At 72.5% G+C, this 16,327-nt stretch carries 10 protein-coding genes; 2 read left to right on the forward strand and 8 right to left on the reverse strand.

The window, feature by feature from the left end; genetic code table 11:
• Window positions 1-142 precede the first annotated feature (142 nt).
• Together OG978_RS29960 and OG978_RS29965 are read left to right on the forward strand one after the other, a co-directional pair.
• Window positions 143-3,931: a serine protease gene (locus OG978_RS29960; protein WP_326768181.1), complete on the forward strand. Its 3,789-nt coding sequence runs from the start codon at window positions 143-145 to the stop codon at window positions 3,929-3,931.
• Between the two features lie 43 nt (window positions 3,932-3,974).
• Window positions 3,975-4,928, forward strand: a complete 954-nt coding sequence (locus OG978_RS29965; protein ID WP_326768182.1) for a bifunctional riboflavin kinase/FAD synthetase — start codon at window positions 3,975-3,977, stop codon at window positions 4,926-4,928.
• A gap of 82 nt (window positions 4,929-5,010) precedes the next feature.
• Here OG978_RS29965 and OG978_RS29970 read toward each other — a convergent pair whose 3' ends face one another.
• The 8 genes from OG978_RS29970 to eccE all read right to left on the reverse strand — a co-directional run bounded on the left by OG978_RS29970 (window position 5,011) and on the right by eccE (window position 16,266).
• The gene (locus OG978_RS29970; RefSeq protein ID WP_326768183.1) at window positions 5,011-6,006 is read right to left on the reverse strand and encodes an ABC transporter ATP-binding protein; all 996 of its coding nucleotides are present in this window, start codon (window positions 6,004-6,006) and stop codon (window positions 5,011-5,013) included.
• Window positions 6,003-7,031 carry an ABC transporter ATP-binding protein gene (locus OG978_RS29975; protein WP_326768184.1) on the reverse strand — a complete coding sequence of 343 codons (1,029 nt, stop codon included), beginning with the start codon at window positions 7,029-7,031 and terminating at the stop codon, window positions 6,003-6,005. The genes OG978_RS29970 and OG978_RS29975 overlap by 4 nt, the downstream gene beginning before the upstream one ends.
• Window positions 7,028-7,948: an ABC transporter permease gene (locus tag OG978_RS29980; RefSeq protein WP_326768185.1), complete on the reverse strand. Its 921-nt coding sequence runs from the start codon at window positions 7,946-7,948 to the stop codon at window positions 7,028-7,030. The genes OG978_RS29975 and OG978_RS29980 overlap by 4 nt, the downstream gene beginning before the upstream one ends.
• Before the next feature lie 11 nt (window positions 7,949-7,959).
• On the reverse strand, window positions 7,960-9,042 hold the full coding sequence (locus OG978_RS29985; RefSeq protein ID WP_326768186.1) for an ABC transporter permease: 1,083 nt from the start codon (window positions 9,040-9,042) through the stop codon (window positions 7,960-7,962).
• 92 nt (window positions 9,043-9,134) lie between these two features.
• Complete coding sequence (locus OG978_RS29990) at window positions 9,135-10,961, reverse strand: ABC transporter substrate-binding protein (RefSeq protein WP_326768187.1); 1,827 nt, start codon at window positions 10,959-10,961, stop codon at window positions 9,135-9,137.
• Window positions 10,962-11,218: 257 nt separating this feature from the next.
• Complete coding sequence (locus OG978_RS29995) at window positions 11,219-13,885, reverse strand: SCO5717 family growth-regulating ATPase (RefSeq protein WP_326768188.1); 2,667 nt, start codon at window positions 13,883-13,885, stop codon at window positions 11,219-11,221.
• Window positions 13,886-14,206: 321 nt separating this feature from the next.
• On the reverse strand, window positions 14,207-14,929 hold the full coding sequence (locus OG978_RS30000; RefSeq protein WP_326768189.1) for a hypothetical protein: 723 nt from the start codon (window positions 14,927-14,929) through the stop codon (window positions 14,207-14,209).
• Window positions 14,929-16,266, reverse strand: coding sequence for a type VII secretion protein EccE (gene eccE, locus OG978_RS30005; protein ID WP_326768190.1), 1,338 nt, complete (start codon window positions 16,264-16,266; stop codon window positions 14,929-14,931). Before eccE ends, OG978_RS30000 begins: the two co-directional genes overlap by 1 nt.
• Between the last annotated feature and the right edge of the window lie 61 nt (window positions 16,267-16,327).

The raw sequence follows: 16,327 nt of genomic DNA on the forward strand, positions 1-16,327 counted from the left end.
CACGATCCCCCACCATGTTCTGTCCACCGGACGCCATCAATTCACCCCAACGGGCAGGCGCTCGGAGTGAATCAGGGGTGCATTCGGGGGCGCTTTTACTCCGAGTGGCCCATGCGCTGATCATCGGACCTAACGTCGGACCATGGGAAGCGGGGACCGGGCAGCGCTGGTACGTATCTGCGATTCGGCCGGTCGGCCGCGCGGGACCGGATTCGTCGCGGACGACCGCGGCACGGTACTGACCAGCCACGAAGCCGTCGACGGACCCACCCGGTTCGTCCTGCACGGAACGGGCGGCCGCAGCCGCACCGTCGAGGCCGAGGACATCACCGCGCTGCCCGAGCTGGACCTCGCCCTGCTGCACACCGCGGGCCCGGGTGAGCTGGGCGTGGAGCCGGTCCCGATCACCCTGCGGGACCGGATCGGCGCCGGTACGTATGTGACGATCGCCGCGCACGGCTGGCGCGAGGCCCGGGTCCTCGGCACCGCCCCCGTGACGTACACCGCGAACGGCCGCTCCCACCGGATCGGCGCGGCGCTGGAGCTGGCGCTCGGCACGGACGGCAGGGACGCACTGCGGCTCGGCGGCGCGGCCGTGGGCGGGCCCGTCCTCGACCCGGAGAGCGGCGCGGTCATCGCCGTGCTGGGCAGCGCGCTGCGCGCCGGGCATCCGGGCGCCGGGTTCGCCGTGCCGCTCCGGGCATCAGGCAGCGGCGGGCCGCTCGACGCTCTGCTGCGACGCAACGCGACGAGCGTCCCCGGATACGGACGCGACCTGAATCTCGCCGGCACCCTGCACCTCACCGCGACCTCGCTCGGCTCGGCGGACGGACCGGTCGCCCGGCCCGATCCGGTCGAACGCCCGGACGTCATCGCGGAGTTCGCCGCCTTCGCGGGCCCGGACCGGCCCTCGTCCGCGCCGGACGGCCCTGCCGTCGTCCTCGGCCTCGTCGGAGCGCCGGGCACCGGCCGCACCACCGAACTTTCCGCGCTCACCGCACGCCGGGCGCGCGGACCGGTTCCCGCACCCACCCTCTGGCTGCGGGGCGCCGATCTGCTGGCCGACGACACCTCGGTCGCCGATGCCGTCGCCCGTACGCTGCGCCGGGCCGGACGGATCGTCACCGCCGCCGGAGCCAGGGGCGACATGGCGACGGCCACCCCCGAGCGGGTGACCCGGCTGGCCGAGGAGTCCGGGAGCCCGCTGCTCGTCCTGCTGGACGGCCCCGAGGAGATGCCTCCCGCGCTGGCCCACGAGCCGGCCCGGTGGACCGCCGCCACCGTCGAATGGCTGCGGGAGAACGGGGCCCGGCTCGTGGTCGCCTGCGGGCCCGAGTACTGGGAGACGGCCGGAGCGCTCTGCCCGCCCGGTGCGCTGCACCGCCCCGCCAGGCCGGCCAGACGGCTGCCACCGGCGGTCCGCCTGGGCGACCTCACCGCAGACCAGGCCGAACAGGCCAAGGAGCGGTACGCCATCCCGCCCGAAGCGCTCGCCCCCGGCCACGACCGGCATCCGCTCACCCTGCGCCTTCTCGCGGAGGTGCGCGCCGCACTGCCGGAGGACGTCGCCGGGCAGCCCGACACCGAGGAGGTGTTCCGGGCCCACCTGGACCTGATGTGTCTGCGCATCGCGGTCCGTATCGCGGCCGGGTCCGGCCCGGCGCCGGGGGGCGGCGCGGTCCGCAGGCTGGCCGCACGGGTGGCGGGGCAGGTCCACGAGGTGGCGCGGCGCTGTCTGGGCCCCGGGCAGGGGGAGCTGGGCCGGGCGGCGTTCGAGGAGGTCTTCCCCTGGCGCACGGGCTGGGCTTCGGCCGTCCTCACCGAGGGCCTGCTCGTCCCGGCGGGCGCCGGTTACCGCTTCGCCCACGAGGAGCTGGGGGACTGGGTGCAGGGCGCCCACCTGGACGTGGACGCGGCGCTGTACGCGCTGGTCCACCGGTGGCACGCGCGCGAGGAGCGGAACGAGGAGCCGGGGGCGGGGGCGCCGGCCGCCGAAGGCCGGGTTCCGCGGCCGAGGGGGCCGCTTACGCGGCGCGGTGCGGCGGTGGTGGTGCCCACGGAGCCGAGAGCGGAGCCCGGCCGTGCGCCCCTGCCGGAAGCGGTGACGGAGGCGGCGACCGGGCCGCGCACCCTGCCCGTGCCGCGCCATCGCATCGGCCCGGTGATCCAGGCCCTGCTGCTCCTGGGCCGCCGCCAGGGCCCCGCCGCGCTGTCCCACCAGCTGGCCGATCTCATCGAGGCGTTGGACCGGCTCTCGGCGGAGGCGGGGGCGGGTTCCGAGCCGGGGACGGCGGCCGACGCCGCAGCTCTCGACGCCGCACACGGCACACCGCGCCACGAGGTCCGTTGGTGGGCGGTTCGCCTGCTTTCGGAGACCCTGCTCCGCGTGCCCGACGCCCGTCCGTACCTCGGCGTGCTGCGGCTCCTGGCCGGCCGGGTCGTACGCCGGGCGGCCGCGGGCGGGCCGGGCGGCCCGGGTACGTACGCCGCATTCGGGCCGTGGTTCTGGCGGCGGCTCAGGCTGACCGAGGCGGACCGGATCGACCTGTTCCGGCGTCTCGTCCCCGCCGACGACCCGTCCCGCGGCGAGCCCCGCGCCGACGGCGACCGCTCCTGCGGCACGTACCCCGGCGGCGACGGCGGCGAGCGGTTCCTGGATGCCGTCGCGCGTCGGCTCGTCGACCGGCCCCGGACCGTGCAGCCACTGCTCTCCGGCTGGTTCACCGACGAGCGCCCGCTCCCCGCCGGGGACGGTGGCGCGATGCGGCCGACCGTGGCAGCCGCCGCCCAGGCGCTCCTCTACGCCCGCCGGGACCTCGCCGTCGACGATCTGACCGACGCACTCGTCTCGACCCCCCACCCCAGGGCCGAGGAGCTGCTCACCGCGCTGGCCGAGGACGAGCCCTCCGCGCTGTGCCGGGCCGTCCACCGCTGGGCCCACGACGAGGACCGGCGCGCCCGCCACACCGCCGCCGCCTCGTACGCCCTGGTCACCGCTCCCCACACCACCCTCGACGCCGACCGCGCGCTGCTGCACGGAACGGCCCTCGCCCTGCTGGCCCGCCCGGCGGACGCCGCCCTGCACGGGCCCGCGCTCACCCTCCTCGTACAGGATCCGGGGACCAGGGACCGCTACCTTCCGCAGGCGCTCCGGGCCTTCGTCGCGGGGGAGTCCGCGCCGTCCGCGGAGGCGCTCGCCGTCGCGCTGCCCTCCCACCCGGAGCCGGTGCTCGCCGCGTTCCGGGAGCGGCTCACCCGGCCCGACGACGGGGCGGGCGAGGTGCTGTGCTCGCTGGCCGGGGTCGACGCCCCCGAGCTGGCCCTGCACACCGCCGGGCTCGTGCGCGCCTACATCGACAGCCACCCGGACGACACCGGGCACGCGGCCTCGTACATCGACCGGAGGCTGGAGCGCGGCCCCGCCGCCCGCGCCCTGCTGCTGCCCCTGGTGACCGGGCTGCTGCGGGGCCGTCCCGTGCCGCCGCCGGTACGCGGCGCGCTCGCCGCGGTGCTCGCCGCGCCGGGGAGTCCCGACTCCGGGCCGCTGAGGGAACAGCTGCTGGAGGTCCTGCTGGATTTCGAGCAGGACGCCCACCGGGATCCGGCCGTGCTCGACGCGCTGCTGCGGGCCGCCGCGACCGGCTCCGGCGGGCGCGCCCCCGCCCGTACCCGCGCCCTGGTCCACCGCACCGGGACGCTGCTGGTCCGGACCCCCGAGGGTGCGGTCCGATTCGACCGCCGGCTGGTCGAGCTCGCCCGCGACGTGCCCGGATTCGCCGCCCTGGTCACCGGGTGGCTGGCCGACGCCCCGCAGGAATGGGAGGCGCTCGTCGGCCCGAGTGCGCGGCGGACGGTGGAGGCGCTGGGAAGCCCGAAGACGATGCCGATGCAGGCCGCGCGGCGTGAGCATGGCAGTCTTAGACCTGCGTAAGAGACAAACCCACGTACACAGGTTCGGGCGAGGAGCGGTCAGAGTGCAGCGCTGGCGTGGCTTGGAGGACATCCCCCAGGACTGGGGACGCAGCGTCGTCACCATCGGCTCCTATGACGGGGTGCACCGCGGACACCAGCTGATCATCGGGCGGGCCGTGGAGCGCGCCCGCGAGCTGGGCGTGCCGTCGGTCGTGGTGACCTTCGACCCGCATCCCAGCGAGGTCGTACGGCCCGGCAGCCACCCGCCGCTGCTCGCCCCGCACCACCGGCGTGCCGAGCTGATGGCGGAGCTGGGGGTGGACGCGGTGCTCATCCTGCCGTTCACCACCGAGTTCTCGAAGCTGGCGCCCGCCGCCTTCATCGTGAAGGTGCTCGTCGACAAGCTGCACGCACAGTTGGTGATCGAGGGGCCGAACTTCCGCTTCGGCCACAAGGCGGCCGGAAACGTGCAGCTGCTCACCGAGTTCGGTGAGACCTACGACTACCGCGTCGAGGTCATCGACCTGTACGTGAGCGGCGAGGCGGGCGGCGGCGAGCCGTTCTCCTCCACCCTCACCCGGCGACTGGTGGCCGAGGGCGATGTGGCGGGCGCCGCCGAGATCCTGGGCCGCCCGCACCGGGTCGAGGGCATCGTGGTCCGCGGCGCGCAGCGCGGCCGCGAGCTCGGCTTCCCCACGGCCAACGTGGAGACCCTGCCCCACACCGCGATCCCTGCCGACGGCGTCTACGCGGGCTGGCTGAACGTGAACGGCGAGGCGATGCCCGCCGCGATCTCGGTCGGCACCAACCCGCAGTTCGACGGCACGGAGCGGACGGTGGAGGCGTACGCGATCGACCGCGTCGGCCTCGACCTGTACGGGCTCCATGTCGCGGTGGACTTCCTCGCGTACGTGCGCGGGATGCTGAAGTTCGACTCGATCGACGACCTGCTCGTGGCGATGGCCGCCGATGTGAAGCGGTGCACCGAGCTGATCTCCGCGTACGAGCGCGGCTGAACCTCCTCCCGTACGGGACGACGCGGGGCCGGGACCGTCAAGGAGACGGTCCCGGCCCCGCGTCGTGGCTCTGCCCCAGTGCCTAGGACCGGGCCTTCGCGGCCGCGACCGCCCAGTGGCACGCCACCTGGGTCTGCCCGCCGCCCGCGAGCACCGGCAGATCCTTCGTACGGCAGGCCTCCGCGACGCCCGCCCGTTCCGCCTCGCCCGAGGCCAGCACCTGGCAGCGGGCATGGAACCGGCAGCCCGACGGCACCCTGGACGGGTCCGGCGGCTCACCCGTCAGCACCACCGGCTCGGCCCCGGACTCCGGCAGCACCGACAACAACGCCTGGGTGTACGGATGTTGAGGAGACGTCAGGATCTCCTCCACCTTGCCCGTCTCCACGATCCGTCCGAGGTACATCACCGCGACCCGGTCCGCGATGTTCCACGCCAGCCCGAGGTCGTGCGTGACCACCAGCGCGGACAGGCCCAGCTCGTCCCGCAGCCGCAGCAGCAGGGCCAGGATCTCGCCGCGCACCGAGGCGTCCAGCGAGGCCACCGGCTCGTCGGCCACGATCAGTTCGGGCTCCAGGACCAGCGCGCCCGCGATCACGACCCGCTGGCGCTGACCGCCGGACAGCTCGTGCGGATACCGCAGGAAGAACCGCTCCGGGGGCCGCAGCCCGGCCCGGGACAGCGCCCCGGCCACCGCCTCCCGCTCGTCCCCGGCGTACCCGTGGATCCGCAGCCCCTCGGCGACGGCGTCGTACACCGTGTGCCTCGGGTTGAGCGAGCCACTGGGGTCCTGGAGCACCAGCTGGACCCGCTTGCGGTACGTCTTCAGCGCCCGGCTCGTGTAGTCGAGCGGCTTGCAGCCGAAGGTGACCTGCCCGGACGTCGGCGGGACCAGGCCCAGCAGCGAGCGCGCCAGCGTCGTCTTGCCGCAGCCCGACTCGCCGACCAGTGCGACGATCTCGCCGGGCCGGATGTCCAGGTTGACACTGTCCACGGCACGCGCCGGGGCGGCCCCGCGCCGGCCGGGGAAGGTGACCTTCAGCGCCTCGGCGCTGAGCAGGGGAGTGGTGGTGGTCATGGTGTGCTCCTTGCTTCCTCGGCGCCCGGCAGGGCCGGGACCGCGGCCACCCCCGGCTCCACCAGCACACAGGCGGCCCGCCGCTCCGGCCCCGCGATCCGCAGCACCTGGTCCTCGGTCGTGCAGGACTCCAGGGCCACCGGGCAGCGCGGGTGGAAGGTGCAGCCGCCGGGCAGTGCCGACGGGTCCGGCGGATCGCCGGGCAGCCCGCGGGGCGCGAACCGGGAGGCCGGGTCGCCGATGCGCGGGAACGCGCCGGACAGGGCCTTGCCGTACGGGTGGTGCGCGTTCTCGTAGACCTCGGACGCCGGGCCCTCCTCGACGACCCGGCCCGCGTACATCACCGCGAGCCGGTCGCAGGTGTCCGAGAGCACCGCGAGGTCATGGCTGATCATGATCAGGCCGAGGTCCTGCTCGGACACCAGCTGCTCGATCAGCCGCAGGATCTGGGCCTGGATCATCACGTCGAGAGCCGTGGTCGGCTCGTCCGCGATGATCAGTCCCGGGTCGCAGGCGAGCGCCATCGCGATCATCACGCGCTGCCGCTGCCCGCCGGAGAGCTCGTGCGGATAGGCGGACGCGCGGGCGGCGGGCAGACCCACCTGCTCCAGCAGCTGGCCGGCCTTCTTCGCCGCCCCGTCCTGCGTCGCCTTCTTGTGCAGCAGGATCGGTTCAGCGATCTGCTCCCCGATCCGGTGCACCGCGTTGAGCGAGTGCATCGCGCCCTGGAAGACGATCGAAGCGCCCGCCCAGCGCACCGCCCGGACCTGGCCCCACTTCATGGTGAGGACGTCCTCGCCGTTCAGCAGGATCTGGCCGGAGACCTTCGTGCCGGCGGGCAGCAGCCGCAGCAGCGCGAGCGCGAGTGTCGACTTCCCGCAGCCCGACTCACCGGCGATGCCGAGCTTCTGCCCGGCGTCGACGGAGAGGTTCACACCACGGACGGCCTGTGCTCCGCCGGCGTACGTCACCGTGAGGTCCCGTACGTCGAGAAGCGGTGCTTTCTGGATGCTCGTCGTGCTCAACGGGCCACCCCCAGCTTGGGATTGAGGACGGACTCGATGGCGCGGCCGCACAGGGTGAACGCCAGGGCGACCAGGGCGATGGCGATGCCGGGCGGAGCCAGGTACCACCAGTGGCCCGCGCTGACGGCGCCCGCCTCGCGGGCGTCCTGGAGCATGCCACCCCAGGAGGTGGTGGTCGGGTCGCTGAGGCCGAGGAAGGCCAGGGTGGCCTCGGTGAGGATCGCGCTGGAGATCACCAGCGTGGTCTGCGCCAGCACCAGCGGCATCACGTTCGGCAGCACGTGCCGGAGCATGATGTGCCCGTGGCCGCCGCCCAGCGCGCGGGCGCGTTCGATGTACGGGCGGGACTCCACGGCGAGCGTCTGGGCCCGGACCAGCCGGGCCGTGGTCGGCCAGGTCGTGACCCCGATCGCGATGATGACCGTCCACATCGAGCGGTTCATCACCGTGGCGAGCGCGATGGCGAGGACCAGCGTCGGCATCACCAGGAACCAGTCGGTGATCCGCATCAGGACCGTCGAGTACCAGCCGTGGAAGTGGCCCGCGACGATGCCGACGACCGTACCGATGGCGACGCACAGGAACGCCGCGAGCAGGCCGACCGTCAGCGACACCCGGGTGCCCCACACCAGCAGCGCCAGCACGCTGCGGCCGAACTGGTCGGTGCCGAGCGGGAATTCACCGCTCGGCGACTCCAGCGCACCACCGGGGGCGCCGGTGACGCTCTGCGAGTCGGCCCCGACGAGCTGCGGTGCGAACACGGCGACGAGCGCGATCAGGACGAGCGCGCCCAGACCCCACAGTCCGCTCCGGTGGCCGCGGTACTCCCGCCAGAAGCGGGCCATGGACCGGCGCTTGCGCGCGCGGGCCAGAGCGCGTGGATTCTGCGCGGTCTCCGCCTTCGTGGGCGTGGGCATGGATTCGGTCGTCATCGGCCCACCCGGGGATCGAGCAGCGGATAGAGCACATCGGCAAGGGTGTTCGCCAGGATCACCGCGGTGGCGAAGACGAAGAACAGCCCTTGCACGAGCGGGAGATCGGGCACGCTGAGTGCCTGGTAGAAGAGGCCGCCGAGGCCCGGCCAGGAGAACACCGTCTCGACCAGGATCTGTCCGGCGACCACATGCCCGAGGTTCACGAACATCAGGGTGAAGGTCGGCAGCATCGCGTTCGGCACGGCGTGCTTGCGGCGTACGACGTCGTCCCGCAGCCCCTTCGCGCGGGCCGTCGTCAGATAGTCGCTGCCCATCTCGTCGAGCAGCGAGGAACGCATCACCAGGAGCGTCTGCGCGTACCCGACCGCGACCAGTGTGATCACCGGCAGGACCAGATGGTGCGCCACGTCGAGGACGTAGGCGAACCCGGTCTCGTTGCCCGACTCCAGACCACCCGTCGGGAACATCCCGGGGATCGGGCCGATGCCCACCGCGAAGACGATGATCAGGAGCAGGCCCAGCCAGAACGCCGGCACCGAGTAGAGCGTGAGCGCGAACGCGGTGTTGAATCGGTCGCTCATGGAGCCGTTGCGCCAGGCGGTACGGGTGCCGAGCCAGATGCCGAGCGCGGTGTAGAGGACGTACGACGTGCCGGTGAGCAGCAGGGTCGCCGGTAGTGCCTCGGTGATCTTGTCGATGACCGGCGCGTGGAACTGGAAGGAGGTGCCGAAGTCGCCCGTGAGGGCGTCGCCGACATAGCTCGTGAACTGCTGCCACATCGGCTGGTCGAGGCCGAACTGGCGCCGCAGCGACTGGAGTTGTTCCGCGGACACGGGCCTGCCGCCCGTCATCTGCTTCACCGGGTCGCTGGGAATGAGCCGGAACAGGAAGAAGCTGGTGACCAGAACGGCGAAGAGCGAGACCGCTGCTCCCGCGATCTTGGCCGCCACGTATTGGAGGTATGCCTTGGTGTTGCGCGCCCGTGGACCGCGGGCGGCCGACGGGCCGGCCTGGGCCGGCCCGTCGGTGTCCGCGTCCGCGACCTGCACGAGCGCCGGAGTGCTGTCAGCTGTCATGGGGAACTCTCGTTACTCGTGCTGCACGTGGAGGGGCCGACCGGTGAGCTGCACGTTCACCGGCCGGTCTCTCTCTCGACCCGTCCGAGTGGTTACTCGCGGTCGTCCGCCGTGTTGCGGCGGCGCATCGCGATGAACAGCCCGCCACCGGCGAGCACCACGACCACCACGATGATGCCGATGACGACGCCGGTCGAGCTCGACCCGCCGGAGCCGTCCGAACTGCCGCCGGACGCAGGAGCCGCGGACCACCAGCTCCAGTAACCGTCCTGGCCGTAGATGTTGCCTGCCGCCTCGGGCATGGTCGTGATCGACTTGATCTGGTCGGTGCGGTACGCCTCGACCGCGTTCGGGTACGCGATGACGCTCATGTACCCGGAGTCGTACAGCCACGACTGCATCTCGTTGACGATGCCGGCCCGCTTGGCCGGGTCGTACTCGGCGAGCTGCTTCTTGTAGAGCTCGTCGTACTGCTTGTCGCAGATGAAGTTGTCGGTGGCGGCACTGTCCTTCGCCTTGATCGGCAGCGCGGCGCAGGTGTGGATGCCGAGGACGAAGTCGGGGTCCGGGTTGACGGACCAGCCGTCGAAGGCGAGGTCGTACTCACCGGCGTACCAGGGCACCGAGACGTTGTTGAGGCAGTCGACCTTCAGGCCGATGCCGAGCTTGCCCCACCACTCCTTGAGGTACTTGCCGATCGCCGTGTCGTTCGGGTCCGTGGCGTGGCACAGGATGCGCAGGTCGAGCGGCTTGCCGTCCTTGCCGACCCGCTGGTCGCCCTTGAGCTCGTAGCCCGCCTCGTCGAGCAGCTTGGCCGCCTTGGCCGGGTCGTACGCCAGGCTCTGCTCGGCGGTCGGCTGCCAGTGGTACGCGGAGAAGCGCGGCGGGATGTAGCCCTGGCCCTCGACGGCGTGCCCCTGGAAGACCTTGTCGATGATGGTCTTGCGGTCGATGGACAGGAAGAGGGCCTGGCGCACCTTCTGGTCGAGAAGGGCCTTGTTGCCGTTGCCGAACTTCTTGCCGTCCTTGGTCTGCGCGCCCGGGTTGGTGGCCAGCGCGAAGAAGCGGCGACCCGGACCCTCGTTGACCTTGATGTTCTCGTCGCCCTTGAGGGACGCGGCCTGAGCGGGCGTCAGCGCGGGGGAGCCGGCGACGAAGGAGACCTCGCCCTTGCGCAGCGCGGCGACCGCGGCGTCCTGGTCCTTGTACGTCTTGAAGACCAGCTCGTCGAACTTCGGCTTGCCGCGCCAGAAGTTTTTGTTGGCCTTGAGCTTCACATACTGGTCGACCTTGTAGTCGGTCACGACGAACGGCCCGTTGCCGACGATCGGGAACGTCTTGTCGTTGTTGAACTTGGAGAAGTCACCGACCTTGTCCCAGACGTGCTTCGGCACTATCGGCACGTCGAGCGCCGCCATGGTGGCCTGCGGCTCCTTGAGCTCGATGACCAGCTGCGTCGGGCTGGGAGCCGTCACCTTCTTGAAGTTCGCGACGAAGTTGCCGTTGGCCTGCGCGGCGGCCTCGTCGGTCATGATCTTGTTGAACGTCCAGGCCGCGTCCTCGGCGGTGGCCTGCTGCCCGTCCGACCACTTGGAGTCGGAACGGATGGTGTACGTCCAGGTCAGCTTGTCCGCGGACGGCTCCCACTTGGTGGCCAGGCCGGGGATCGCGTGGTTGTCCTTGGGGTCGTAGTTGGTGAGGAAGTCGTACATGAGCCGGGTGATGCTGGTGCTCATGAGGCGCTGAGCGAGGAACGGGCTCAGCGAGTCGACGCTCTGGGCGACGGCGACGGTCAGTGTCGACTTTCCGCTGTCGGCGGCCTGCGCCTGCTGCGGCGCGGCGCCGAGCGGTACACCCGGGACGATGGATCCGGCGGCCAGCGCCAGTGCGGCGGCACCGGAGGCCAGGAGGACACGCATACGTGAGCGTGGCTTGGCGGAGCGTGACTTGGCGGAGCGTGGTGGAACTCTTTCGACCATGGTCAAGGACCTCGCGTCATGACTCGCACGGAGAAGGCGGGTTGATCTGTGGTTCGCCAGCTGGTGAAGCGAAGGTTTATCAGCGGTGGTCGAGCTGCGTCAACGGTCATCGAAACGGCGTGTGGTCTGCGGGAATGTGCAGAGGGCCCGCACCGTGGAGACGGTGCGGGCCCTCATTGGTTTAGACCTCTGATGCCTTACTGCTGAGGCGCTGGCGGCGGCTGCTGCTGCCACCCCGCGGGCGGGACGGGACCCTGCAGCTCGGGCGGGACCGGCTGACCGGGCTGACCCGGCTGTCCCGGCAGAGCGGGCTGCTGCTGGTGGGGCGGCTGCGGGCCCGCCGGGCTCGCAGCCGCCGGGTCCTGCGGGGGCAACGGCTGCTGCCAGCCGTTCTGTTGCACTCCGGGGCCGGGCTGCGGCGGGTACGGCTGCGGGGGCTGCTGGCCGCCGTACGGCTGCTGCTGCGGGGCGTACTGCTGCTGGCCGGGCATCGGCGGGGCGTACTGCGGCGGCGGGTTGGAGCCGTTGGAGGTCCAGAGTCCCTGCTGCTGCTGGGCGCGCGAGAAGTCCTCGGCCACCATCGCGGAGAGGTTGAAGTACGCCTCACGGGTCTTGGGGCGCATCATGTCGAGGTCGACCTCGGCACCGGCCGACAGATGCTCGTCGAACGGTACGACCACCACGCCGCGGCAGCGCGTCTCGAAGTGCTGCACGATGTCATCGACCTTGATCATTTTGCCGGTCTCGCGGACCCCCGAGATGACGGTGATGGAACGCTGCACGAGCTCCGCGTACCCGTGCGCGGAGAGCCAGTCCAGCGTGGTGGACGCGCTTGACGCACCGTCGACCGACGGCGTCGAGATGATGATCAACTGGTCGGCGAGGTCCAGCACCCCGCGCATCGCGCTGTAGAGGAGGCCGGTGCCCGAGTCGGTGAGGATGATCGGGTACTGCTTGCCCAGCACATCGATCGCGCGCCGGTAGTCCTCGTCGTTGAACGTCGTGGAGACCGCCGGGTCCACGTCGTTGGCGATGATCTCCAGACCGGAGGGCGCCTGCGAGGTGAACCGGCGGATGTCCATGTACGAGTTGAGGTACGGGATCGCCTGGACCAGGTCACGGATGGTGGCACCGGTCTCGCGGCGCACCCGGCGGCCGAGCGTGCCCGCGTCCGGGTTGGCGTCGATGGCGAGGATCTTGTCCTGCCGCTCGGTGGCCAGGGTCGCGCCGAGGGCGGTGGTCGTCGTGGTCTTGCCGACGCCGCCCTTGAGGCTGATGACCGCGATCCGGTAGCAGGACAGCACGGGCGTACGGATCAGGTCGAGCTTGCGCTGCCGCTCGGCCTCCTCCTTCTTGCCGCCCAGCTTGAAGCGGGACGCCCCGGAGGGGTTGCGGCTGCTCTTCGCCTTCTGCTTGCCCCGGACCAGCCGGTCGGAGGAGAGCTCCACGGCCGCCGTGTACCCGAGCGGGGCGCCGGGCACGGAGCGCTCGCGCTGGTCGTGGGTGACCGGGGTCGGCCAGGCGCCCCCGGTGCGCGGGTCGACGGGCTGGCCGTGCTGGCCCTGCGGCTGGGGGTGCGGCGGCTGTTGCTGTTGCTGTTGCTGGGGAGGCTGGGGCCGGGCCGGCTGCTGCGGGGTGACCTGGGCGGGCAGATGGGGCGTGGCCTGAACCGGCGGCTGGGGTGCCGGGGGGACCTGCGGCGGCAGGGGCGTGCCCTGCTGCGCGGGCCACTGAGCGCCTGGAGACGGCTGAGACGGCTGGGGTACGTGGAGCGGCTGAGGCGCCTGCGGCTGTTGTGGCGCCTGCGGTGCCTGCGGCTGTTGCGGGAACCCGTAGCCGCCCTGTGCCGGTGTCTGCTGTGCTGGTGTCTGCTGCGCCGGGGGAGCGGGCTGCTGCGGGAATCCGTAGCCGCTCTGGGGCTGCTGGGGTGCCCCGGCCTGGGGGAAGCCGTAGCCGCCGGGCGCCTGGCCGGTCGGGCCCGGTGCGGGCCACTGTGGTGCCGGCTGGGGCGCGGTGGGCTGCGGCGCGGCGGGCTGGAAGGCGGGCGGCAGTGGCGGCAGACCGCCCTGCGGCGGCGCCGGGGTCCAGGGATTCGGCGTGACGGGCGCCGGGGCGCCCTGCGGTGCGTTGCCGGGCGGCACGTCCTGGGGCGCCGCATCCGCGACGGCGTCGGAGGGGGCGGAGCCCCTCGGTTCGTCGGCGGCGGCGCTCGGGACGTCTGCCTGGGCCCCGGCGGCGCCGTCGGACTCACCGGCGGACGCGTCCGCCGCCTGCGCGGAGTCGGAAGCAGGCGCCTCGCCCACGTCCGTACCACCGACACCGTCACCGGCATCGGCCTCTGCGGGACCCGAGCCCGAAGCCGGCCCCGAATCCGCCACCGGGTCGTCCCCGGCCGCGCCCGCCGACCCCCCCTCGATCTCGGCGATCTGCCGCTTCAACGCGGCCGGGGAGAACCGCATGGTCGAGCCGCTCTCCACATCACCGCCCCCGAACGGGTCCGACGCACCACCGGAATCCCCCACGCTCGCCGCAGGAGCAGATGTGGCGTCCCCCGTCGGGGCGTCGCCCGCCGCGGACTGGGCGGGAACCGGTGCCGGCGCGGGCGGCGCCGGAGTCCAGTCGGAGTCGAAACCGCCCCCGGCCGACGGTGCGGGCACGGACACCGGCGCTCCGCTCGGCGGCGGAGGCGGCGCCAGATGCGTTCCGGCACCGCCCGACGAGTCCCCCGGCGCGTTCTGCGTGTACCAGGCGGGCGGGGTGTAGTCGATGGTGAACTCACCCGTCATCTCGGCGGGCTCCGCGTCGGACGACTCGTCGACGGGCTTGTTCCAGCCCCCGCGGATCTCGTCCCGATCGCCGTTCACTTTGCCTCCTGGTGTGGTCGAGCACCCTTGTGCCGTAGTGGGTGGGGGGCGACCGTTTCCGTCTGCCTGACCGCCCGGCTCTCCCCCTGGGACACGCATTGCCTGCCCGCAGGTTCTTCTGCCGCGCCCGGACCCACCCTAATCGTCATGGGGCTCGCTCCGGCAGGCCGTACGGCACCGCAAGAGCTGTCCCGTGCATCATGTGCTGCCCTCAAGTGAACCGAGTACGGCACAGCGTGAAGGGCGAAGCGGTCAAACATGTACATCTATGTACGGAAAGCCGAACGTTCCGTGCAGGCAGGCGCGAGCAAGCCGTGCCCGTCAGTCCATCCTGCGTGCGCCGCCCAGGAGTCCGGTCTCGGCATCGGTCGCCTGGGTCATCACGAACTGCCGGTCGCGCTCGGCGCACCAGAGGGTGACCCCGTCCGCCAGCGTGGACAGCGCCTGGGTCTCGGCGGCCGGAAGGTGCAGTATGCGACCGATCTGTGCCGCTTCATCAGGAGATACCCGTTGAATGCCGACCAGGGCGGACTTCTCGATCAGCCGCGGTGCCACCGGGCTGAGATACGGCAGCAGCGTCAGCACCGACTGCCACGGCCCGGACACCACCCGCCCGCGCGGCGGCCGCATGCCGCAGTCCCGCACCACGACCACCGGCGAACCGGCCGACGGCCCCTGCGGCGGCACCCGCCCGACATCGTGCAGCGTGATGCACGGCTGACCGCCGCCCGCCGCGTGCGCGAGCCCCGTCCAGGTCTGGGCCCGCCCGGTCTCCACGACGATCCGCGCACCGGTGGCGGCCGCCCGCAGCGCGAGCACCTGGGCCGTCCACAGCCCGCCGATCAACGTGACGTCGTACGGAGTCGGCCGGTTGATCCCCAGCACGGCAGGCCGGCCGTGGGCGTCCACGCCGATCACCACGCCGTCGTCGCCGACCGGCAGGGCCAGCGACGCCAACTGGTCGAGCGAGACCGATTGCCGTTCGCGCCGTGGACCGATCAGCCCGAAGCCGAGCCGGGCCCTGGCGTTCGTGGGTGCGGACATCAGCGGGTACCCCCGAGCGGCAGTGTGGCGAGCACGCCGGGCAACTGCTCGCGGTCGAGCCGTACCAGCGAGGTCCTGACCCCGCGGGCGGTGCGCTCCAACTCATGGCGGGCGCCCAGCAGTTCCTCGTCGCTGCGGCCGGTGATCCGGATGTGTCCGGTGATCGAGACGCCCTGCCGCTCGCCGTGCCCCAGCGTGAGGCTGAAGGTCGTGGCGAGCGCCGGGATCGAGGTGAGCAGGGCCACGAGCTGCGGCATTGCCGCGCCGCCGGCGCCGCCGCCGAACTGCGGCCACCGGGCCACCCAGTAGGTGGTGTGCCACCGGTCGTCGCAGCGCCAGGTCCGCGCGGACTCCTCGGTACGGCGTACCGGCCTCCCGCTCAGACCGGCCTGCGTCATGGCCGGCGCGCTGGCACAGACGGAGGTCGCGATCGCGGACGTGAGCTCCTGCTCGGTCAGCACCGTCGCGCGGAAACCGGCCCCGGTCAGTCGGCTGGACAACTGGTCGGCCGCCCGCACCACGCACTTCTGCGCCCCCGTGATGCCACCGCCGCGCGCCTGCACGGCCTCCGGGCAGAGCTCCGGGTCCAGCTTGAGCGCGATCCAGGTGATCCGGACGGCGGGCGAACCCGTCTGGGCCTGCAGCGGCGCGTAGTTGCGTGCGGCGACGGACTGCTGCGGCAGATGCGGGGCGGGCGCGGGCTGGGTGTGCTGCACGATCTGCGCCGACTCCAGCCGGATGCCGTCGACTTCGAGCACATCCCGTACGAGCGCCAGGGGCAGCGGCTGCGCGGACCGGTCCGGCCTGAGCGCCGAGACGTCCGACTCCACCTGGAGGACGGCCGTGACGAACGTACCGTCACCGATCATGCCGACCGGCCGCCGGTCGCGGTCGCTGAAGGAGTACGTACGCAGCGCCGGATCGCACTCGACGACAGGCGCGATCCCGGGCTCCGTACCCGCGGGCAGCTCCAGCGAACCGGCCCTGCGGGAACGCGCGCGCTGCGAGAGGACGGTGCCCAGCAGCTCGGGCAGTGAACGGCGATGCCTGCGTACGACGGCCAGCAGCACCAGGACTCCGGCGATCACCACGGCCGGTGCCAGCAGCAGCGGTTCGACCACCCACGCCGCGAGCAGCAGCGCGGCCGCGATTTCCAGCAGCACGAGTTGTTGCAATTGGAACGAACCGAGCCTCCCGACACGTCCGTTCGCCCGGCCGGAGGCGGGTCCGCGGGAGCTCCGCGCGGGCCCGTGGGGAGCAGGCGGACCACCGGGCCCGGGAGCTGCGGGGCGCGTCGCGTTCCCGGCCGGACGTGTCCGTGTCGCGGAAGCCGTCATTCCGGCGTTCCCCCCGTTCATCGGTCCCCAACTCCACCCGTATTCCGCCTGTCCCGCTCGG

The organism is Streptomyces sp. NBC_01591, from assembly GCF_035918155.1.
In the GTDB taxonomy this organism is placed as follows: Bacteria; Actinomycetota; Actinomycetes; order Streptomycetales; family Streptomycetaceae; genus Streptomyces.